General features: G+C 49.6%; 21 protein-coding genes and 1 pseudogene. 11 read left to right on the top strand and 11 right to left on the bottom strand.

The features are described 5' to 3' along the window. The first annotated feature begins 66 nt into the window (after window positions 1–66). Window positions 67–504: a DUF5518 domain-containing protein gene (locus OOF89_RS23145; RefSeq protein ID WP_266083315.1), complete on the top strand. Its 438-nt coding sequence runs from the start codon at window positions 67–69 to the stop codon at window positions 502–504. 204 nt (window positions 505–708) lie between these two features. Here OOF89_RS23145 and OOF89_RS23140 read toward each other — a convergent pair whose 3' ends face one another. The 7 genes from OOF89_RS23140 to OOF89_RS23110 all read right to left on the bottom strand — a co-directional run bounded on the left by OOF89_RS23140 (window position 709) and on the right by OOF89_RS23110 (window position 7,580). Continuing rightward, window positions 709–852, bottom strand: coding sequence for a hypothetical protein (locus OOF89_RS23140; protein ID WP_266083314.1), 144 nt, complete (start codon window positions 850–852; stop codon window positions 709–711). Between the two features lie 77 nt (window positions 853–929). After that, entirely contained in the window at window positions 930–2,012 is a 1,083-nt protein-coding gene (locus OOF89_RS23135; protein ID WP_266083313.1) for a lysylphosphatidylglycerol synthase transmembrane domain-containing protein, read from the bottom strand. A 481-nt stretch (window positions 2,013–2,493) separates the two neighbouring features. Next, the gene (locus OOF89_RS23130; RefSeq protein WP_266083312.1) at window positions 2,494–3,336 is read right to left on the bottom strand and encodes a carbohydrate ABC transporter permease; all 843 of its coding nucleotides are present in this window, start codon (window positions 3,334–3,336) and stop codon (window positions 2,494–2,496) included. Next, the gene (locus OOF89_RS23125) at window positions 3,337–4,278 is read right to left on the bottom strand and encodes a carbohydrate ABC transporter permease (RefSeq protein WP_266083311.1); all 942 of its coding nucleotides are present in this window, start codon (window positions 4,276–4,278) and stop codon (window positions 3,337–3,339) included. Window positions 4,279–4,283: 5 nt separating this feature from the next. Next, the gene (locus OOF89_RS23120) at window positions 4,284–5,657 is read right to left on the bottom strand and encodes an ABC transporter substrate-binding protein (RefSeq protein ID WP_266083310.1); all 1,374 of its coding nucleotides are present in this window, start codon (window positions 5,655–5,657) and stop codon (window positions 4,284–4,286) included. A 269-nt stretch (window positions 5,658–5,926) separates the two neighbouring features. Further along, entirely contained in the window at window positions 5,927–6,709 is a 783-nt protein-coding gene (locus OOF89_RS23115; protein ID WP_266083309.1) for a TrmB family transcriptional regulator, read from the bottom strand. A gap of 49 nt (window positions 6,710–6,758) precedes the next feature. Next, window positions 6,759–7,580 carry a carbon-nitrogen hydrolase family protein gene (locus OOF89_RS23110; protein WP_266083380.1) on the bottom strand — a complete coding sequence of 274 codons (822 nt, stop codon included), beginning with the start codon at window positions 7,578–7,580 and terminating at the stop codon, window positions 6,759–6,761. Between the two features lie 91 nt (window positions 7,581–7,671). On the opposite strand from OOF89_RS23110, the gene OOF89_RS23105 reads away from it, so the two are divergent. From OOF89_RS23105 to OOF89_RS23070, 7 genes and pseudogenes are all read left to right on the top strand, one after another. Then, window positions 7,672–8,343, top strand: a complete 672-nt coding sequence (locus tag OOF89_RS23105) for an RraA family protein (protein ID WP_266083308.1) — start codon at window positions 7,672–7,674, stop codon at window positions 8,341–8,343. Between the two features lie 2 nt (window positions 8,344–8,345). After that, window positions 8,346–9,428: an ABC transporter ATP-binding protein gene (locus OOF89_RS23100; RefSeq protein WP_266083307.1), complete on the top strand. Its 1,083-nt coding sequence runs from the start codon at window positions 8,346–8,348 to the stop codon at window positions 9,426–9,428. 169 nt (window positions 9,429–9,597) lie between these two features. Next, window positions 9,598–10,889 (top strand): annotated as a pseudogene (locus tag OOF89_RS24700) (ABC transporter substrate-binding protein). Further along, on the top strand, window positions 10,889–11,590 hold the full coding sequence (locus tag OOF89_RS23085; RefSeq protein WP_266083306.1) for an ABC transporter ATP-binding protein: 702 nt from the start codon (window positions 10,889–10,891) through the stop codon (window positions 11,588–11,590). The pseudogene OOF89_RS24700 and the gene OOF89_RS23085 overlap by 1 nt, the downstream one beginning before the upstream one ends. Next, window positions 11,587–12,315, top strand: coding sequence for an ABC transporter ATP-binding protein (locus tag OOF89_RS23080; RefSeq protein ID WP_266083305.1), 729 nt, complete (start codon window positions 11,587–11,589; stop codon window positions 12,313–12,315). The genes OOF89_RS23085 and OOF89_RS23080 overlap by 4 nt, the downstream gene beginning before the upstream one ends. After that, a complete protein-coding gene (locus OOF89_RS23075) occupies window positions 12,315–13,319 on the top strand; it encodes a branched-chain amino acid ABC transporter permease (RefSeq protein ID WP_266083304.1) in 1,005 nt (334 codons plus the stop codon). Before OOF89_RS23080 ends, OOF89_RS23075 begins: the two co-directional genes overlap by 1 nt. Further along, window positions 13,319–14,245, top strand: coding sequence for a branched-chain amino acid ABC transporter permease (locus OOF89_RS23070; RefSeq protein WP_266083303.1), 927 nt, complete (start codon window positions 13,319–13,321; stop codon window positions 14,243–14,245). Before OOF89_RS23075 ends, OOF89_RS23070 begins: the two co-directional genes overlap by 1 nt. A gap of 534 nt (window positions 14,246–14,779) precedes the next feature. Here the strand turns inward: OOF89_RS23070 and OOF89_RS23065 are convergent. The 4 genes from OOF89_RS23065 to OOF89_RS23045 all read right to left on the bottom strand — a co-directional run bounded on the left by OOF89_RS23065 (window position 14,780) and on the right by OOF89_RS23045 (window position 17,741). Further along, a complete protein-coding gene (locus OOF89_RS23065) occupies window positions 14,780–15,202 on the bottom strand; it encodes an FxLYD domain-containing protein (RefSeq protein ID WP_266083302.1) in 423 nt (140 codons plus the stop codon). Window positions 15,203–15,284: 82 nt separating this feature from the next. Continuing rightward, entirely contained in the window at window positions 15,285–15,755 is a 471-nt protein-coding gene (locus OOF89_RS23060; RefSeq protein ID WP_266083301.1) for a hypothetical protein, read from the bottom strand. A 639-nt stretch (window positions 15,756–16,394) separates the two neighbouring features. Next, window positions 16,395–17,072, bottom strand: a complete 678-nt coding sequence (locus OOF89_RS23050; protein WP_266083300.1) for a lamin tail domain-containing protein — start codon at window positions 17,070–17,072, stop codon at window positions 16,395–16,397. Window positions 17,073–17,498: 426 nt separating this feature from the next. Beyond that, window positions 17,499–17,741, bottom strand: coding sequence for a hypothetical protein (locus OOF89_RS23045; RefSeq protein ID WP_266083299.1), 243 nt, complete (start codon window positions 17,739–17,741; stop codon window positions 17,499–17,501). Window positions 17,742–18,244: 503 nt separating this feature from the next. Here OOF89_RS23045 and OOF89_RS23040 point away from each other — a divergent pair. The 3 genes from OOF89_RS23040 to OOF89_RS23030 all read left to right on the top strand — a co-directional run bounded on the left by OOF89_RS23040 (window position 18,245) and on the right by OOF89_RS23030 (window position 21,539). Then, window positions 18,245–19,591, top strand: coding sequence for a GIY-YIG nuclease family protein (locus tag OOF89_RS23040; protein ID WP_266083298.1), 1,347 nt, complete (start codon window positions 18,245–18,247; stop codon window positions 19,589–19,591). A 122-nt stretch (window positions 19,592–19,713) separates the two neighbouring features. After that, on the top strand, window positions 19,714–20,760 hold the full coding sequence (locus tag OOF89_RS23035; protein WP_266083297.1) for a Gfo/Idh/MocA family protein: 1,047 nt from the start codon (window positions 19,714–19,716) through the stop codon (window positions 20,758–20,760). Further along, complete coding sequence (locus OOF89_RS23030; protein ID WP_266083296.1) at window positions 20,757–21,539, top strand: sugar phosphate isomerase/epimerase family protein; 783 nt, start codon at window positions 20,757–20,759, stop codon at window positions 21,537–21,539. The genes OOF89_RS23035 and OOF89_RS23030 overlap by 4 nt, the downstream gene beginning before the upstream one ends. Window positions 21,540–21,597 lie beyond the last annotated feature (58 nt).

Genomic DNA, 21,597 nt, shown 5'->3' with positions numbered 1-21,597 from the left:
GAACAGGGACGATTTGCAGAGAGAATGAAGTACTCTTACCACCATATATAGTTTGGGTCAATTAGTATGGTGAGATTCAATCAAACTAACAAGACGTCGTCAGAGTGGAAATACGCACTTATTGGCGGACTCATATCTATCCCACTGACCGTCGGATACAATTGGTTCTTTGAACCAGAGATCTACTCACTCATAATGGCGACTATTGGGGGAATGATTGCAAGCTATCTGGCGAAACGTAACGCACAGAGGATCTATCGTACGGGTATCGGTGCTGGGGCTCTTGGTGCTATTCCAGCACTGGTGATGGCGTTCAGTCCTCTCTCTGACATCGCCACCAAATGGCTTGGGTCCGGTGCAATCGTCTTTACGGTGATCGTCGTTCCATTGGTTATACTGGCTATCTTAGCTATCGGAGCCGTATTGGGTTTCATCGGAGCCGCAATCGGTGGTTGGTTAGCTACGAAGTTTGGCAATCGAAACACAGTACACCCCGCAACGTAGTGCGGCTTATGGATCAATTGCCACCTTAGCTGTCCGCTACCTATTCGAGAGTAAAATTGTGTAAAAGCCAAATTTACGCCGAAGTCGATCCGCTACTACGTGAATTTGTTTATAATATGGGGCGCCCTGTTAGCTCGTTGCATCTTCGATGAGCGTATACAATCCATAGGCAAACTGTTTGAGCCCATAGAACGCACAAACAATCTAGACGATCAGTGCTGGAATCGCAGCGATCACCGGATCAAATATGGTCCCAAGTGCCGATGCAACGATACTACCAATCGAAAGGAGGACTAAGCCAACAGGAGCGTTGATTGCGGCATCGGTTACAGCCGTGCGTCGAGACATAGTCTCACGTCGTATTGTATGGTATAAAGTGACAAGAATCGGTCACACTACGTCAATCAGCTAAGCGGTGTCGTTCGTTACGACGTTTGCTTTCGTCGAATTTGAAGGAGTTGACCAATATCCAGGAAATACACTGAATACAGCCCACCAAGCATGAGAATTCCCCAATAGCTAAGCAATCGATAGAGAAGAACAATCCCGCCAGCGGTTCCCGCATCCAAGCTAGTCAGCGCAATAATCATCCCACCGAGCATAACTTCAACACCACCAAGACCACCTGGAAGTGGAATAACTCGTGCAATCCCGCTCGCAGGAATCAGAAAAAGCGGGAGTAGTATCGAGATATGCCGGTCAAGTGCGAGGAAACTCGCATAGAGGGGAAGGCAGAAACAAATCCACCCGACGACTGACCATCCGAGTGCGAGTCCGATTTGCCGGCGGTTCTCCAGCACGAGGTTGATTTCGGTCGAATACGAGCGCATTCGTAAGTGAAGATATTCGCGAATGAATCGGGTACGGGCCTTTACTGGACGGAGACGAAGGTGGAGACGCTGTGTCCGATTTCCACTCAATGCACGCAGCACCGAGAGCAGCCGGATACCCACTACTATTATCCGACGTAAAAGCAGGTGCTTGTATCGATACAGCGTGGTCGTGGCGGCCAGAAATCCACCTGTGAGGAGGATCGCGATGTGGAGCGAGGGAACGGAAATAAATGCTATAGCAGACTGACCTCGAAAGGCGAGGAAACCCAATCCGATAAGACCGAGACTGAGCGATGCAGTAAGGTTCAATACCTCTATTACGAGTGCCGCCCCCAGCGTTTGGTCCCGATCTGTGCTCATTTCGGACGAGACGATGTGGGCGAGCAGAAACGGACTGCTTGCGCGGCCGATCGGAATGATTTGTTTGGCGAAGAAGCTTGCGAGGTATGCACCTCGGAACCGCCACCCCCCAATAGGGGTTTCCGAACGGTTGAGAAGACAGCGAACAGCTTCGCTCCAACAGAAAAGCGCGGCTAAAGTGATAGAGAAGCCGAGGACGATGAATACTGGATTAGCGCTTGCGAGTTCGCGGCTGACCTGGCTCCCGCCGACAAAATAGCAGAGAATCACAAGTCCAAAGACGACAACCAGAAATCGAAGTATTCGTCGATTCATTTTATACCAAGATAGAATTCCGTTAGTAATGGGACGGATTGAACCTACATAAATGTGTGGACGATGGAGAGTTCACTGAAAAAGTACTAAGTGAAGAAGATGGAGCGGCGACCAGTGCATCAGCGGCTCGAGGAGTTGCATGAGCAAGGTGATTAGAACGTGGGAAATTGAGTCCGCGGGTGGTGATTTGGTGGGTTCCGGAGGAGTAGCTGGTCGGAGAAGAATTATCGATGTAAATACTACATATCCATTATATGATGCATGGATTCCCAGCTGCAGATGAGGTTGCCGATCCAATTCCGTTTTTGAATGCGATGCTGGCACAGGTGGATAAGCAGCTGACGACTTCGACTTTTTTCGAAGAACAGATCGTAAGTGAGCGAAACCGATTGGTAATCGGGTTACTCGGTGAATTGTTAAAGGTAGCAAAGAACCGTCCAAGAAGACGTTCGAAACAGGAATTCGAACGAATATCGTCGGGCTACAAGGAACTAACGCTGAATCCTTCTAAGAGGTAATCATAGAGGAAGAATATGAGTAGCATCGGCGGGAGACTCATTATCATCACGCCACTGAGGATGAGTCCCCAATTGGTTGTTGCAATGTTGATGAGATTGGCAATCCCGATCGGAAGTGTGTAGAGCCCGCTGTCGTTCATCATTAGAAGCGCGAAGAAGTATTCCTTCCACGATAATGCCATCACAAAGATGATCGTGGCCACGATGCCGGGCAGCGACAGGGGGAGGATTATTTTCCGAATGATAGTAAGTCGGCTTGCCCCAACCAGTCGTGCCGACTCGACTATCGCGGGAGAGATATCATTGAAGAATACGCGTAAGAGCATTAGTGCAAACGGTAGTGCGAAGGCAGTGTGAGTTAATGCGAGTCCGATTCTCGAGTTGGTAAGGCTGAGTCGCGAGAAAATGACGAACAATGGAAGCCCCAGCAATACGAGTGGGAACATGTAGATAATCGTACTGAGGTTGCTGACGTATTTTCTGCCATGGAACTCGTATCGGGTAACCGCATAGGCAGCTGGAATGGCGATAGCCAGCGTAAATATCATTGCAAGTATAGCGGTTGTCAGACTGTTAATGAAATACTGGACGAAACTCGTCGTCTCCAGCAGCAACCGGTAGTTTTCGAGCGTGACGCTCGATGGGATGATCTTCGGAGGCCACGTGAAGAGATCCTTCGAAGGGCGCACTGTCGATAGAGCTCCCCAAATCATCGGTATCATCAACAGGGCGGTCATCCCGATGACGAGCCCGTAGGTTACGGCTCGTTCAAGATAGTGACGTTGACGGAGTGAGAGTTCGATCATTTACGCGCTCGCCTCCCCGAACGCTTTGAAGTAAATCGATGTTCCGATGGCTAGCACGACAAATGTGAGGAACGCGACAGCAGTCCCTTCTCCGAGACTGAGCCCGTCGAGTGCGGTGCGATACGCCATCACTGGAAGTGTCTCAGTGGCATTACCGGGGCCGCCTTGCGTACCCAACCAGATGATATCGAAGAGATTGAACGTCCAGAGCATTCGCAAGAGGATCGCGACGAACAGGACGCTCCGAAGCTGCGGAAGGGTGATCGAGAGGAATTGACGAGAACGAGATGCACCCATTAACCGTGCAGCCTCATAGTATTCCTCGGGAATCGTCTGGAGTTTTGCTAGCACAAGCATCGTAACGAACGGGTACAGCGCCCATCCACTGATGAAGACCAAAATAGGCATTGCATAGGTGGGGTCACTGAACCAGGCGATTGGTTCGTTGATGAGTCCGATTTGAACGAATGCATAGTTCGCCACCCCAGATAGCCCGTTGAAGAACCAACGGAAAACGATAACAATCCCAACGATCGGGATCATGTACGGTGAAAGGATGAGCCCAGTTATCGCCCGTTTGCCGACGAACGATCGGTTGAGAACCAATGCAGTGCCGACACCAATCACGAGCGTAACTGCAACGGATCCAATGGTATACACAACCCCGTTCTTGAACGCATTCCAGAAGCGAGCAGATTCCAGCAAAGTAAGGTAGTGTTCTGGGCCAATCCACCGGCCGTCGGTTGCGAAGAGGCTGATTTCCTGGAGGCTAAAGAGGAACGCCCTAAAGATAGGGTACAAGTAGAGCGTGAGCAACAAGAGTACGAGTGGCGCGACGAGCACTAATCCTACTTGATTCTCGCTCAAGTCGTCGAACCAGCCTCGAACTCTGGTGGTTGTTGCGGTCACGGCCGAATTTTGACGTTCACTGATTTCCGTCATAGCTGTTATTTGAGATCCTTACGCATCTTGTTCGCCCATTTCTGTGCCGACTGCATCGGATCTTTACCGTTCAAAACGACATCTTGAGCTGATTTGACGACATGAGCCTCGCTCAGTGCCTGCCCAGTGATCGAGTTCACAGTGTCGGGATTCTCGTTGACCGCGATAATGCGGCCATAGTCCTGTGCGATGCCAACGAGGTTTCGATAATGATCCTCGTATTTACTGAGCGTCTCGCTCTCCCAAAGTTGATCCTGATCAAGGATGCCTTTGACCATCGGAACTTTAGCGGCGGGCTGAGCCAACAAGAGACGTGTGACATTCTCTTTTTTCGTGACGAACTTGATGAGTTTCTTCGCCATATCAGGGTGGTTCGTCTTACTACTGAGACCGTATCCAGTGCCGGTCATCCGGGCAACTGGTGTGTGATTGCTGTTCTTGGCCGGGACGTGAGTTACATGCACCTTCCCTTTGAGGTCGGGATTGTACTCCTCGATGTCGCTTGGCATCAAGTTGGTCGAGTACCACGTCATTGCATACTGGCCCTGGTACAATGGTGGTCGCATATTCGGAATGCTAGTATTATGCGCACTTTTTGGGCTAAATTGATTCATCTCCTTGATGAACGAGAGCGCTTCTGCAGTTTTCTTGGAGTCGTAGACGATGTTGCCATCGGAATTGACGAGATGCCCCCCATTGCCCAGCACTAACATCATCGGCCATACGCCATGGAAGTGATTGGATCCCAGAAAAACCGGATGTCCATATTGATTCTTGTCTGGCTTTGTCACCATCTTTGCAGCTTTCTGATACTGATCCCACGAGTCGAATGGAGGCATAGGTGCTCCGGCTTCTTTGAGCAAATCCTCGCGGTAAAGAAGATTGAGAACAGACCCGTAGTGGGGTGCGAAATAAAAGTCGCCGTCCAATTTGAAGATGGATTTTTCGAGCCAGTAGTCAGTCCCACCTCGCTCTTCGATAACGTCGTTGATAGGCTGGAACAGGCCCTTTTTTGCAGCAGCAACGTTGTTTCCGGGTGATGCGAGGTTCATGATATCATAGGGGTTCCCAGATGCATGAGCCTGCGAAGCCTTTTGAGGAGCCTCTGCGAACCCAACTCGATTGTACTTGATTTTCACATTGCTATGTTTGTCCTCGAATTCAGAGAACAATTTGTTGAACTCTTTCTGTGTAGGCTCGTATGCGGAGTTGAGCACTCTGAGCGTTTTTGTCCCGCTACTCCCTGACTTGCCTCCGGGGAGGCTGGTACAGCCTGCAAGTGAAACCGTCCCAGCCAGGCCTGCCGTCTTCAAAAGACGTCGTCGACCGCTATTGAAATTGATTTGGCGTTTCGATAGTTGATTGTTATCGTCAACCATGACAGTTCATATCGCAATAGGCTATAAATCACTTATTCACCATGGTACAGTGGTAAACGCAAACAAATTTTATTCCGCATTTTGCTTCTAGAACAGTTTTACATTTCACTAGTGGGTCCTGCAATGTCGCGCTAGTAAACTGTACACTGTCTGGTAGCTTCTCTACAGAGTGAAGTCATTAGAAGCCAATCTGGCAAGTAGTACCTGTTAGATCAGGGCGAGTGCAAGAAGCAACCCAAAAAAGTGCTGAAAATCAGCTCCGTAACTCGTTATGGCGAGTTCCACGACAATTCAAACAGCTGTCCGATGGTCATCTCAAGTTGAGAACTCTGTGTTGCCATCGCTACAAACCGATCTTCCTGATCGCTGAGCCACGTTATTAGAACTCTATTGGAATCAAATAGGTAGATTCGACCCTCGATAGCATCTCTATCGCGAAGTTCAGCCCATTCACTTGCGGTGTCGAGAACCATGTTATTGATTCCATCGTGTGGGACGATAATTCGGATATCAACACCGTGTTCATGTCTGTTTTGTAATATTTCCTTATGGCTTTGAACCACTCGTTCGAAGCTGTTCCCCTTGGTTATCATCCGAATTTCATCAGTAGCATTGCTGCAGTACCGGCCGAACTGTTTCAGGATGTAATTTTTCCCCTTGTATGACCAGAATACGTCGATCTCATCATTTTGACGATATTGGAACTGCTGCCCATCGAGTTTCTCTAGGAACTGATCGCCGACTTTTCGACTCTGTGCAATCTCGTTTTCTAAGTTGCTTCGTTTGTGCTGAACATATTGTGAGACGGCAAGTTCAGGTTCTATTGGACCGAACTTCTTCGGCCGTCCGGGTTGAATAGTTACAAATCCCATCGACTCGAGTGATTCGAGTACATCATAAACCCGTGACTGCGGAATATCTGCAGCATCGGATATTTCCTTTGCAGTTGCTGTTCCACTCTGCAAGACTCCGAGATAAGCGCGGGCTTCGTACTCTGATAGGCCCATTTCGTGCAAGTATATCTCGAAGTCATCGACTAGTGATGTTCCCATACCAATAAAGGACATAATTTAGCTCCTTAATAAAATAATAACAAAATATTCAAATATTGTACAATTCTTTTCGCTTATGTTCGAGCGAAGGTAGCTCTCGTTGAATTTGGTCAAGATAGCCGAAATCCAGATTGGCCGTTATAACACCAACCGTATCGCTTGCCCTGGCGACGACGTTTCCCCATGGATCGATGACCATCGAACGACCATAGCTGGGTACCGAGTTCGGTTTGTCTCCGATCTGCCCAGGTGCGATCACATATGATTGGGTCTCGATTGCCCGTGCTCGGAGCAGTGATTCCCAATGATCTTTGCCGGTATGTTTGGTGAACGCGGCAGGGAGAATGATAACATCGGCTCCGTTCCCCGCAAGACTACTGAATAGTTCGGGAAAACGAAGATCATAACAGATAGCCAAGCCAGCGGTCGCAAATCCCGTATCGAACGTGACAATATTCTCACCGGGAACAACTCGAGCGGACTCTTGGGTAACTACTTCATCGCCAATTTCGACGTCGAAAAGGTGGACTTTCCGGTACTGTGCTCGTTGCTCACCGTCTGGATCAAATACCACAGTCGTGTTGTGAACTTTCCCATCTTCCTTGGCGACCTCGAACATACTCCCGCCGTGAACCCATATACTGTGTTCGTTCGCTTTCTGAGAGAGCTTCTCTGTGACGGGACCTGGAATCTCTTCGGCAGCTGCTCGATACTCTTCTTTGTCGCCCATGAATGTGAACATCTCTGGAAGAGCAGCCATATCAGCGCCTGCCTCAGCCGCTGTATCGAGGAGTGATAGCGCCGTCTCTACATTGGCTTGTTTATCGTTCTTCGAGTCCATTTGGCAGACTGCGACCCGTGTTTTTGCCATATTATTTGGTACCAAACCACACATAAATACGTAATTCACTACCGAAGAGTGGTCGTAAATCATCAAATACTGTGACTTGTATTCACATATCATGGTCATCAATAATATTGACCGCCCTGACGAGGAGCTTGTAAAACAACTCGGATCCATTTCACCCAACGACGTTGGTCACCACCTCCATTTCGGCTTCCCCTCTGCCGACGTCGAATATATGGATACCGGCCCAGAGAAGCCGCTCCGAATTGCTGGTCCTGCACTGACTGTTCGTATTCCACCAGAAGATTCGACGATGGTGCACAAGGCCACCGAACTCGCCCAAGAAGGCGATGTCATAGTCGTCGATATGCAGGGACATACCGAAAATGCACCATGGGGAGAAATGACCACACGGGGTGCAATGGCGAGTGGAGCTATCGCGGCCGTTGTCGACGGGACGATAACAGATTCACGAGACATTAGCGAACTCGATTTCCCGGTGTATGCGCGTGGTCGATCAGCTCGAACGACTCGACTTCATGGCCGGGGAGGAGACATCAATGTCCCAGTACAAGTCGGTGGGACGGTCGTCGAACCCGGAGACATCGTTCTCATGAACGAGGATGGTATCCTGTTCGTAGATCCCAACGAAGCAGAGCACGCACTTGAACACGGCAAAAAAGCGCTTGAGAACGAAGCCGGGACGGTTGAACGAATTGAGAACGGAGAGTCCATTGCAGAGATATCCGATGCCAACGCCCTGGTTGAAGAGATGCGATCCGATTAACAATGACATCAATAAGTCTCAATTCAGTCGGGAAACGGTTCGGAAGTCTAGAGGCCGTAAAAAGCGTTGATGCACTGATTGAAGAAGGAGAGTTCATCAGCATTGTCGGACCCAGTGGGTGTGGGAAAACAACGACGCTCCGTGTCATAGCGGGGTTAGAGGAAGCGTCTAATGGTGAGGTGTTATTTGGCGACAACGATGTGACTGACGACCCACCCGAAAAGCGGAATGTCGGGATGGTCTTTCAGAACTTGGCACTCTACCCACATATGTCGGTCCGGGATAATATGGAATTCGGACTCCGTGTCGATGGTGTGCCGGATACTGAATGTGGAAGTCGGGTGACCAGGGTTGCAGAGATGCTTGATATCGAGGAATTGCTGGATCGGAGTCCAGATGAACTCTCGGGTGGTCAGCAACAACGAGTCGCCATCGGCCGGACGATGGTATTAGACCCTGACGTATTTCTCTTAGATGAGCCGCTGGCGAGCCTTGATGCGAAACTCCGTGTCGAAATTCGTGAAGAGCTGCAGGAATTACATCGTCAAGTCGAGGTGACGACAGTGTACGTCACACACGATCAAGAGCAGGCGATGACGATGAGCGACCGAATTATCGTCATGAACAACGGAGAGATCCAACAGTTCGCGACACCTGACGAAGTATACAATCATCCGAACAACGAATTCGTCGCTCACTTCATCGGCACACCCTCGATGAATTTCATTGACTGTGAAATCACGAAGAATGGGGACACTCTCTCTGCCGATCTCGGCTTCGATTCGGTAGAAATCAACGAAAGCAGAATTAATCGATCGTTGATAGATGGAGATCTAGTTCGGCTCGGAATTCGACCAGAACACGTAGACCTGTGTCATACCAACGGCAAGGGATTCACAGCAGATGTGAAGTTCGTAGAACCGACTGGCAAAGATAAAATCGTCCATCTTACCGTCAGTGACTACGATCTCAAAGCGATCGTTGAGGGTAACGAAAACGTGGTTGGAGGTGAGACTCGACGTATGACCTTCCGGTCAGATTGTATTCATCTCTTTGAGACCGAATCCGGAGAATGCGCATACTAGGGGTTCGCTTGGGTGAGTTTCGCTTTGAGGATTCGCGAATTTGTTCTTCAGTGTAAAAGAAATAACACCACTTACCAACATCCTGCAAATGTTGCCGATTGTGCTAGTGAATTCGTAACAAATTTTATTATCATTGCATTATCTTCTTAGATGTAGATTCAATAAATCCATGACTGAAGAACTATCGAACAGAACGAAGGGTAGTAAACGGCGCGATGTTCTCAAAGCAACTGGTGCTGTCGGTGCGGTATGCATTAGTGGATTAGCTGGCTGTACAAGCACCTTTAGTGGGGAAAATAACGGAAACTCGAACGAGATCAAAATCGGACTGACGCGTTCGACATCAGGAGATTATGTCTTCGCCTCGAAAATGGGGTTTCGTGGGCTCAAAATCTGGAAAAACGAAGTTAACAAACAAGGTGGGATACCAACCTCGGATGGGAAAAAGAAAGTCAACCTAGTCTACTATGACGATCGAAGCGACAAAAAGCGCGTAGTTAGACTTTATAAGAAACTCATTGAGGAAGACAATGTCGACCTCGTCTTCGGGCCATTCGGGAGTACACTCACTTCGGCAGCCGCGTCTATAGCAAACGCCCAAAACAAGTTCTTGCTCTCTTGGAGTGCCGCATCACCAGAAATTTTCAATCAAGGGTATAAGAACGTCGTTTCAGTCAATCCAACCGCTCCTCAAATCACGAAAGGGGAAATTCAGGGGATGGCGAATACAGGCGTCAAAAGTCTTGCATTGATTCATCTCAACTCCGAGTTCCCAACCTCACAAGCGGACGGAATCAAGAAATTCGCGAGGAACATGGAATCAATATCATCCACAGCAAGAGCTTCCCCGAATCACAGTCCGACTTTTCGTCGATGCTCAGCAAAATCGACTCGAAAAATCCGGACGCATTCTATCCTGTCGCATACAATGACACGCTCATCAACATTGTGAATCAGATGAAAACGAACAAGATCATGTTCGACTGGACGAGCATGACGTATGCAGCAGATCCGGATTTCCATGAAGCACTTGGAAAAGACTCGAAGTACTTCTATGGACACTCGATTTACCATCCAGAATTCGGATACGATGTGACAACTGGAATCTCACCGAAGAAATTCTTCACAAAATTCAAAAATCAGTACGATAACCAGACCCCATCTTACATTGGGGCTCTTGGCTACGCTGGCGGTGTCATGCTCGAGAAATTCGTCGAGAAGGCAAAGTCCACGAAGACTGATGCACTCAAGCAGGCCGCACTCAGCACTTCTGGGAACGTGACGACACTGATCGGGGACTACAAGATCAAAAATAACGGCGTTCAGACTGGCTTCGTTTATACAGCCACACAGAATCAATCGACGAGTGGAAACCTGTACGACAAACTCGAAGTCGTCGCACCGAAGGAAGCCAAAACAGCAGATCCGGTCTACCCGATTCCGGGGTGGGATAAGCGATAATGCTCTCAATCGAAAACCTAACGAAGCGATTCGGCGGACTCACAGCCGTCGATCAGGTGTCGATGACGATCGTCGGCTTGATGGGTCCAAATGGATCTGGAAAGTCGACGTTCACGAATTGTGTCTCCGGTGTGTACGCCCCGAACAGTGGAACTGTTCGTTTCAACGAAATCGACGTTACTGGACGAGCGACCTACAAGAACGCTCGTGATGGCCTTGCACGTACGTTTCAGACTCCACGGGTATTCGAGGAACTCACGGTGCTCGAAAACGTCACTGTCCCACTTCTCAACACCGATCAGAGTGATGAGGCAATCGACGAGAAAGCACGTTCGATGATTGAAGCGGTCGACCTATCCCACGTCATCGAGCAGAAGGCAAAACAGCTGAGCGGGGGGCAGAAAAAACTCGTCGAATTCGCGCGGAACATGATGCGCGATCCAGCACTCGTCCTCATGGATGAACCGTTTGCTGGCGTCCACCCGGAAATCAAGGAGACCATGTTCGAACGCATCGAGGCACTCAACGAGCACGGAACAGAGTTTCTCGTTGTATCCCACGAAGTCGACTCGCTGTATTCTATCAGCGATCGAATCGTCGTCTTCGACCAGGGTAAGCGGATCGCCAGTGGATTACCGGCGAAGATTCAACAGAACGACCGGGTTGTCGAAGCCTACCTCGGCGAGGAGGTGATCGCATGATCGAGGTCGATAATATACGAGCGGGATATGTTCCAGGGATCGATATCATCAATGGATTGAGTGCTACATTCGGGTCGAATCAAATATCGAGTATCATAGGTCCAAACGGTGCTGGAAAAAGTACACTACTGAAATCCATCTACGGATTCGTCAATCCACATCAGGGGAAAATTCGGTACGATGGCACAGATATCACGCAAACGAATCCAACAGAGATGATCACGGAGATGGGATTCGCCTATATCCCCCAAGAGCGCAGTGTCTTCCCGGACCTCACCGTTCGAGAAAATCTCGAACTCGGTGCCTGGACGATTCGAAAGAACTCACAGCGAGTCGAGAAAGCGATCGAAGATGTCTTCGACGAGTTCCCTGCCCTCGGAGAAAAGAGATCTGAACGGGCGGGAACGATGAGTGGTGGGCAGCAGCGAATGCTCGAAATCGGACGCTCGCTTGTGACTGATCCAGACGTTGTCTTCATTGACGAGCCATCCGTTGGGTTAGCCCCTCGACTTGCAGCGGACGTCTATGAATCGATCGAGCAGCTCCGTGATCGAGGCGTTACCATTCTCCTTGTCGATCAAAACGTGCGTGCTGCAGTCGAGTATGGAGACTCACTGTTCGTCCTCGAACGCGGTCGTGTCGAGGTACAAGGCGATGCAAATGAAATGGACGATGAGATCAGCGAGTTGATTTCGAGTTGGATCTCGACGGAGGCGACGGTCTAATGGGGCTGCAGTCAATCCGTGATGCGATTTCGGCATCGACCGCAACCAAACTACTGACGGCAGTCGGTGCCGCTGTACTGTGCTTAGTTGCAGTGAACCCGTTTATAGAAATCGCTAGTGAATCCTTTTTGTTCTATCTAATGTTCTGGGTCGCGATGACCTTGTCAGTGAATTTGGTCTTTGGCTACACTGGCTACATTCCATTTGGGTATTTTGCGTTCTACGGCGTCGGCGCGTATGGCGCGGCAATAGCATACATCAAGTTGGGAGTTCCGATGCTCGTTGCAGTTGCTTTTGGTGGCATCTGTGCGGTAATTCTCGGTGTGATCTTCCTTCCGATGTTCAGAGTGGAGGGTATATATTTCGCGATCGCAACGTTCGCCGCAGCGTGGGCGCTCAAGATCGGGATTACGATGACACCAGAAGAGCTGACTGGTGGTGCAACTGGACTCTACGTTGCTGACGCGTACGACCCGTTCATGACGTATTACGCGATGTTCGCTGTACTAGTGGGCGTTGTAGTGACCACCGTTTGGCTGGATTACTCTCGGTTAGGAACGATGCTTCGTGCGATGCGAGACGATCCGACGGCAGCGGCGATGAGCGGGATCAACAATGCGAAAATTCGGTCGTATGCATGGTTGTTGAGTACGTTCTTCCCTGGACTCATCGGTGGAATCGATACCTGGCAAACAACAGTAGTAACTCCCGAAGGTGGGTTTGACGTCTTGCTCAGCATCAAGCCGATTCTGTATGCGATATTCGGCGGCGTTGGGACGGTTCTCGGACCGATTCTTGGTTCGGTGAGCCTGTATTTAATCGACGATATTGTTTGGAGTGTGTTGCCGATGGGAAGTTACCTCGTCACGGGGTTGATCCTCATGCTCGTCGTGTTAGTGTTCCCACGCGGTCTCATCGGTGAGTTCGAATTTCGAGAAGGATTGCTTGAGACGAAAGCTTCGCCACAGTTCATGGACTTCTTGCCAAATAGAGGTGAGAAATAATGGGACTAGTCAGTGCACTTCTGACGGGTATTCTCATTGGACTGATTTATGCACTGATCGCAAGTAGCCTGAATATCATCTTCGGAGTGATGCGAATCGTGAATTTCGCGCACGGGAACTTCATCATCCTTGCTTCGTTTATGACGTTCTGGCTCTGGAAACTCTACAGTATCAAGCCACTCTCCAGCATTGTCATCGTCGCACCGATTTTCTTCGTGATCGGAATTGGGCTCTACTATCTGACCGTGCCGCGGCTGCTAAATGCAGATGATACGGAATCAATGTCATTGTTAGCGTACTTCGGGCTCTCGATTGTGATGATGGCTGCTATGCGTATCTTTTGGGGTGCACAATCACGGGGGATACCATCGCCATACGAGGGTACGTTCCCACTTTCGGTGACCGTTGGTGGAATGCGATTTGCGACAGGTCGGTTGATTGGTGCAGGAGTCGCTGTCGTCTTGCTGCTCTCGTTGCTCTGGTTCTTGTACAATACGTACTACGGAAAGGCAATGCGGGCAATGATACAGAATCGAGATGCAACGAAGTTCTTAGGCATCAACACGCACCGAGTGTCGGCCTTGTCCTTCGGGATTGCGATGGCACTCGCCGGGATTACTGGATGTCTCTTGACGTTGATCTTCCCGGCATTCTCGGCCACTGCTGGTGAACATTATACGCTGATTGCATTCGCGATTATCGTGCTTGGTGGGCTCGGTGATCCAATTGGCGCGATGGTTGGCGGAGTGTTCTTCGCGATAGTTGAGCAGGTCTCGATGGTGTATTTGCCCCCGACAGCCAGCCCGATGGTTGCCTTTCTGGTCTTGTTGGCTGTGATCATGGTGAAGAATGATGGATTGTTCACTGTGGAGGATCTGCGAGCGATTCGAGGGCAGATTCGCTCGACGGGAGAGTCAAAGTCATGAACATTTGATCGAATATCGATACGAATTTTCGATTTGCTTGTTTGGGGGGTATACTCACTTGCTGCCGTTCAGATCCGTCGCTAAATCGAATATAATTCATTCCGTTTGAGTATCATCGTCTACTGCCGCCGATTTTTGCATATGCATCCAGTATACAAATACAGTATTCAAGTATATCCTCTAACAATACGTGGAATCCCAATCAGGAAGTGCGCGTGAAACGTACTGCCCATGGCCTGGACTATCTACTATATTCTCTTCGTCAACGACGCGTTTTCCTTGAGCAGACTACTGAATCAGAAACGAAAGATCCGTCGTCGCTTTCATTTGGTGACGCGTATACTGCATCCAACGGAATGCAAGTAACAGTCGGTGAGCTAATGAGGATTTGACGATCGATGAGATCGATATAGTCTGGTCCGAGCAGAACTACACGTTCGATGAAGACGCCTACGGGCGTTGGTCGTAACTATCTCATTCTATTTCAAATGCGATTTTTATTCTACTTAATAATCAATATTAATATACACAACCCTATTGTCGGAACACTTCCGTCGCTAATTTGTAGTCGCCTACTTCCTCAGCGTTTTCGTTAAGATAGTCGATTTGGAATCCTCCAATTTCACCCGGTGCAAGCGATAATGAGGCGATTCCGTCCGATGATAATACAGTTCCCCGCTTGTCGTAGAACGTTGCGGTAATGAACATCTCGGCAGGAAATCTCCCTGTCCATTTGACCTCGCCAGTGATAGCATACTCTTTCATCCCGAACGATTCGGTTGCACGCCACGAGTCGCCGATGATTTTCGTGTGGGGTGCCAAGTTGTGTTTATTTGCTCTCCTCTCTTTCCTCTTGCCATGCTTGTGCTTGCAGGCACTAGCACTGCCAGCAACACCGAATGCAGCGGCACTGATTCCGACAGTCTGCATGAATGCACGGCGGTTCATTTTGGTCATTGTTATCCTTGTCCTTGTTTCCCCGCCCTGAAGCCGCGGCAGGGGTATTCAAATCATACATCAAAGTCTGAAAGCTGGGTCCTCATCCAGACGATTGTTTTCTGTTCTCACGTCGAGCCGCCAGCCTGAGGGTTAGTTTTCCGGCGCCGAATGCCCCTACTGCAAGGACAAGACCCGCGAACCCAAACAGAACCAATCCAAACATCCCAGCGAGTGCACCTGCCGGACCAGCAGTAAACGCACTGAGTGAGAGTCCAATCGCGGCAGCAACGAATAGAAATGCTCCGATGTAGAATGCATTTCCGAGCGTTTTCAGCGGTGGTTCTTTTAGCTGCCACAAGTATAGAATCGTAGCTCCACTTGTAAGGACAAATCCGAGCGTCGGCGCGAATGTAGAGAGCATAGCCATTCCTAACGCACCGTGAATTAAGGCTGCAAAACAGATCACAGCCCATTTTGCACTGATTAGCATCCAGCCATACGACTGTTCTTTTTTCGAATCCAGTTCTCTTATCTCATTTCCGTTTATGGATTGTTGTTTTTCGGTCGCCATTGTTGGTCCCACCCCGCCGTAAATCAGTGACGAGGGTACACAAATGAAGTACTGAATAGGCAGTACACGATTTCCACCAGTGGTTTTCTCTCAATAGGTGCTGTTGGGGTTCTCTCAGTTCACCAGCGTGTAGTTGCTGTCCGCTTCCCGATTTATTTGCTATGTGTGAGAGCAGCAGAAGACTACGTCCTCGTTTCCCTCAGGAACATGTACGATTACTACCATAATAAAGATTTGTAGTTCATGGTGAATTTACTGAACAAGAAGAAAAGTAGATATCGTAGCGAAACCTACTATGAGATTGGGTGAAATCATGTCCAGAGGAACAGTGAATGAGAACTTTGAACCAACTGGTGATAGCGAAAAGGTGCTGGAAGCCTTCAAAGAGGGCCGCGGTACCGATCAGCCATGGGGACGCCATACTCCACGGTCTATTCACGAGGACACGGGCATTACCAAGGGGAATATTGAGTTCTATCTGCGGGAGTTGACTAATGCAGGCTGGATCCGTCGGTACACTCGCGGTCTGTATGAGTTTGTCTTGGATCCCCGTGAAAACGACGACTGAAGAAAATTATCGGAGGTCACTTTTCCCGTGAATTTTACTTGGGCGGGAAATGCGCTGACTAATCAGGTGACTTAGCAGTCGTCGTCAGATTCCTCTGAAGAGGACTTGTCTTCTGATTCAGAAAAATCGCTGCTAGAGTCTTTACTTTCGTCAGATTGAGAGTCGTAGTTCGACTGTGAATCTTCTGAGGAGTCGTCGCTCGACTCGCTGTCGTCGGTGTCGTCGGTCGTTTCCTCCGACGTGGAATCGTCCGAGTCGTCTTCAGTAGTCGTCTCTTCCTCGGTCGTGGTTTCCTCCGTCGAGTCGTCGGTGGTATCTTCCTCTTCGGTGGTGGTCTCGTCGGACGATGAGTCATTGCTCTTTGCGACGACATCACCGTCCGTATTCAGCAAGGCAACAACGTCCGGATCCTCGTTGTTGAGCATTGCTTTGTCATAGCCGAGGCTCTGATCAACATTGCCTTCCGTTTTGGAACCAGTGCCGATGCGGATCGAGTCACCAGCAGGGATGACCGTATTGTCATCGAGGGGTTGGTCTTGCGTAGTTTGATCACTGTATTCGAGGTCGATACGATAGTTCGATAGGTCTGCTTCGGAATCCCCCGTGTTTTTGAGCGTAACGTATTCCGCTTCGGCGTTGATATCGATCTTGATCGATGGCATGTCTGCACCAATGACCTGGGTTGCGCCGATACCGATTGTTGCTACGGCTCCGATTGCGCCAAGAACGCTCCGTCGTGTCTGCTTCATGCAATCATGGAATTAGTTGGTGGACAGATAAATCTATGTCAGACCTTCTGGAAATCTCAGAACAGTATTGAATGAATGCAGTTTCGGATACTAGAGTTGAGAATAGACTCAGGGTGGTTGAGGCAAGTTGGAGCACGGAAATTGAGTCCACGAGTGGTTATCTGGTGGATTCCAGAAGGATAGAGAGTAAGTTAGTGTACTCCTCATGAGAATAGTCATCAGCTCGGATGTAGTGGAGTCGCTGCTGATCAATCCATCAGGTCCCAGACCACAAAGTCCAATATGGCACTATCTCGTAGTACGGCACATGCCCGTGAATGGGGATGCCCAGCGTCGGATGAACAAGGACGTCCGAGAAAACCCTGCACTGTATGCAGCGCTCGCTGACGCTGACGACGACGACGAATAACTACTTCTTCGCGTATTCTAATACATCGTCAAAATAGCGCCGCCAAACGTATAGAGCGGATCCCTCTGATAGATGTCTGCAAGGGTAATAGTTGGTAGTTCACCACGAACAGTGTGCGATTCGTCTCTCACTTGCCGAGTTCGTTCTAGATCCCAGTCACCCGGAGGAAGATCGTTCTCGGCCATAATCTCACGGAGGATAACGACCGCTGTTCGATGGTTTGCATCCGGGAAAAAGTGCTTACCGACGAACCCTTGCATCCACAACGCACATTGATCGTGTAATGGTTCATTGTATGGAAATCGTTGTAGGAGTTTTTTTGATGTCCCCGTTTCGCACGACCCAGATGTCATGCCGGAGTCGATGATCAAGAAGTCCTTGTCCAACGCGATACTCCATCCCATCCTGTTCTAAGAAATGCGTGTTTTGGAGCTTGATGTCCTCCGGATTGAGAAATGAGAGATCCTCGATTCTCGTGGCGGAATTATCGGGGGACACAAGCTGTCTTTGTTGGCATCGGGTCAAAGAGCTTTCCCAGTGACAATGGAGAACAGGAATTTCGAGTCATCTGTTGACTACGTATATTACCGATGATCGCTCCTACAAAAGGGATGGCCTGTAGGATGGTGAATTGATGAAATACCCGTTAATGAGACTTCTGTGAGTGTATTATCATAAAATTGAAAGATACCTGCTCACTGAACCGGACATGTTTAGATGAGTGTCTTTAAATCCTGTTAGTTTATTATCTGCATCAATATATATGAGTGAGAAGAGCGTCAGATGGCGACACTGGATCACGGAGACGGTACTCCAAGATATTCAATCGAGCGATACACCGGATCCAGTTCCGTTCTTCGATACGGTTGATAGCAACCTCGAAACCAGCGAAGCACTAGGGAAGTACAAATGGGGGAAAAACGATGGTGACTATCTCTATTTGCTCTATCTCCTCGATAAACCAGCGAAGGATGCGACAGAAATTACCCCTGTCTACATCGGTGAGTCCAACAACATCAGTACTCGAATCGGGAATCACTCGCGAAAAATTCGAGCTGCACTGCCGACGTCGGCATGGAAAGGCGATGGCGATTGGGGGAGTTTTTCGAAATACGACCACATCGCGCTGATTCAAGAACGCACAGAGCAACCACTCTACGTCTGGATTGTCGATGTTGACGAGCTCGAAGCAGGTCCGTATGGATATCCAACGTATCGACAGGAGTTGGAAGCGAAACTTGTCGGACTCGTTCACGCACAATCACAGTACGAACGAATTAGTGCAAATCGGGAGTTCGTCCCGAATCGTATCCTCTACGAGATCGGGAAAGTCGGACCAAACTGGGTTACAGTCGATTCAGAACCAGTAATCAACTCACATGGAAACGAAGAACAGTGTTCACCTTTACCAGTGGAGTCGAAAGCCGATCGGTGGTACCAGTGGGTCGAGGAAACGATTATCGCAGACATACAGGAAGATGGGAGTCCGGATCCGATTCCGCTCTTCGCTGAAGATGAGTTGGAAGTGCAGCTGACGGAGGGGGGCGTTTTGAAGCGCTCTGCGGCGATTGACGAGCAGATTCGTCGAGCGGGGTTACAGTGTGTTGATTCGACTGGCGTTCGTGAGGGCGGCTGTGAGGGCCTGCTCTACATGATGTACCAACTCGATGTGCCAGTCGAGAGTGTTGATCCAGGTAATGTGATTCCGCGGTACATTGGCAAAGCAGAGGCGTACGGAAAGAAGCGGCAGTTGAGTTCGAATTTCGTCGAGATCGCGAAGAGTCGGAACGCGACACGGAGTTTTGCGCGGTGGGGTGACGGCAATTATTGGCACATCGGTGAAATCTCGATGGCACTGCGTGGTGAAGACGACCGGAAAGCCCACTGGGCGGAAACGTTGTTCGAGTCTGGGACTCGGACGTTGAAAGAGCAAACGTATCTTTGGGTGCATGCATGGAATGAGGATGAGGATGGTCCGTATGGGGTACCAGCGACGCTTGCTGAAGTTGAGCCGTTGTTGATTGGATTGGCGTATGAGGCGTACCCAGAGCAGTTGTTGAACAAGAGTGGGACACCTGATGATGCGCCTATGAAGACCCACTCACAATGATGGAAACTTGATGATCGATAGATATTCGATCGTTTCCAAATATCGACTGATCTGATCAAATTTGAGGAAGACATTAATTGGAGGTGTCGAACGATAACCGCGTGAATATGGGACAAGAGATCATGATTGCCTCTGAAACGGAAGGTCTTGAGACCGAGAATCTGCGAACAGCAGTTATCGGAACCGGAGCAATCGCTCAGCGGCTTCACATACCCGCGTATCGAAAGAACGAAAACGTCGACCTTGTAGCCGTGTGCGACGTCGAGGAGAAGAAAGCCGAAACAGTAGCTGATGAATTCGAGATCGATTCATACTACACAGATTATGTTGAAATGCTCGAATCAGGGAGTGTCGATGCTGTCAGCGTCTGTCTTCCGAATCATCTCCACAAAGAAGTCGTCTGCACTGCACTCGAGCACGATATCCACGTTCTCTGTGAGAAGCCCATTAGCACATCTTTAGCAGAGGCCGATGCGATGATCAACGCGGCGGACACAAGCACAGCACGCCTGATGATCGATCAGACCGAACGTTTCAACCCGGTCTATGAGAAGACCAAAGAGGTACTCGAAAAGGGAGTTATCGGCGACGTGCTATCAGTGCGAAGTCGATTTAGCCATCCTGGCCCGGAAGGATGGTCACCACGGTCGACCTGGTTCACGGATGCGGACACATCTGGTGGTGGGGCGCTCATCGATATTGGCGTCCACAATGCTGACCTCATCAATCACCTGTTTGGACCAGTTTCGTCGCTATCGGGATACAGTGACACCTTATCGATGGATGCGGAGGTCGAAGATACGGCCGTAGCTGCTCTCCAGTTCGAAGACGGTACACTGGGAACCTTCGAGACAGCATGGCGAACGGACCCCGAATCTATCGAGATGCAGATCGTCGGTGAGGAAGGTGTTATCTACGTTGACAAAGTGGCGCCGTCTCTCCGAGTTGAATTGGGTAACGAGTGTGGAGCCGTCGATATCCCGATTCCAGAACAATCCAAGTACTGCGGTCCGATAGAACACTTTATCCAATCGGCCAGGGCTAACAGCGAACCAACTGTAACGGGACGAGATGGAAAGCGCGCACTCGAAGTGGTCATGGGTATCGATCAATCGTCGGAATCCGGAAAACGTGTACACTTCCCACTCGAAACGGAGGCAGACGAATGAAGCTCGCCTGCAGTTCGTATTCATACCACGACGAACTCGAAGACAAGATGTCCCTCGAGGAGTTCTTCGAGATTTGTAGTACGGAACTCGAAATTTCAGGAGTCGAATTGCTCGATGGACATCTTCCGGGCGATGATAAAGAGACGATCGCATACGTCACAGATCTCCTTTCGGAGTACGATCTAGAGATTGCATGCTTGTCGGTCTTCTACAACGATTTTGCCAAAGGAACGCCCGAAGATCGGCGTGAAGACGTCGAATTGGTCAAAACGTGGTTGGATCATGGCGATCAGCTTGGCGCACCAGTGCTTCGAGCGTTTACCGGATTCCCAGGTCTCCATGACCGTGAACACGATGATCCACAAGTATGGACGGATGTTGCGACGTGTCTGCAGGAGTGTGTCGACTACGGCGAAACGGTCGGGACAACCCTCGCCATCGAAAATCATAACCACGATGGGCTCATTCGGACCGCAGATGATATCTTTCGTGTTCGGAGCCAGGTAAAAGGTGAGCTCGGTCTCGTTCTGGATTTGGCAAACTACATCGATGGGAAGCCATCGATTGACCGCACGATACACCTCGCAGATCACGTTCATGCGGCCTACGACAATCTCGCAGAGGACGGGTCCGAACCGAACTATCCTTACTACGAAGAATCACTGACAGCACTGTCTGAACAGGGCTATAGTGGCTTCGTGACGCTCGAATACGAGGGCGAAGATGACGACTTCGAGGCAGTTCCACAAGCAATAGAATACCTTCGTGATTGTCTGTAGCGACATAGATCACCGCTTGGCCATGTGACGGTTCACGGTCCCTAATTTTCAAAAGATC

Source organism: Haladaptatus caseinilyticus (assembly GCF_026248685.1).
Lineage (GTDB): Archaea > Halobacteriota > Halobacteria > Halobacteriales > Haladaptataceae > Haladaptatus > Haladaptatus caseinilyticus.
This window is presented reverse-complemented; position numbering and strand designations above follow the sequence as displayed.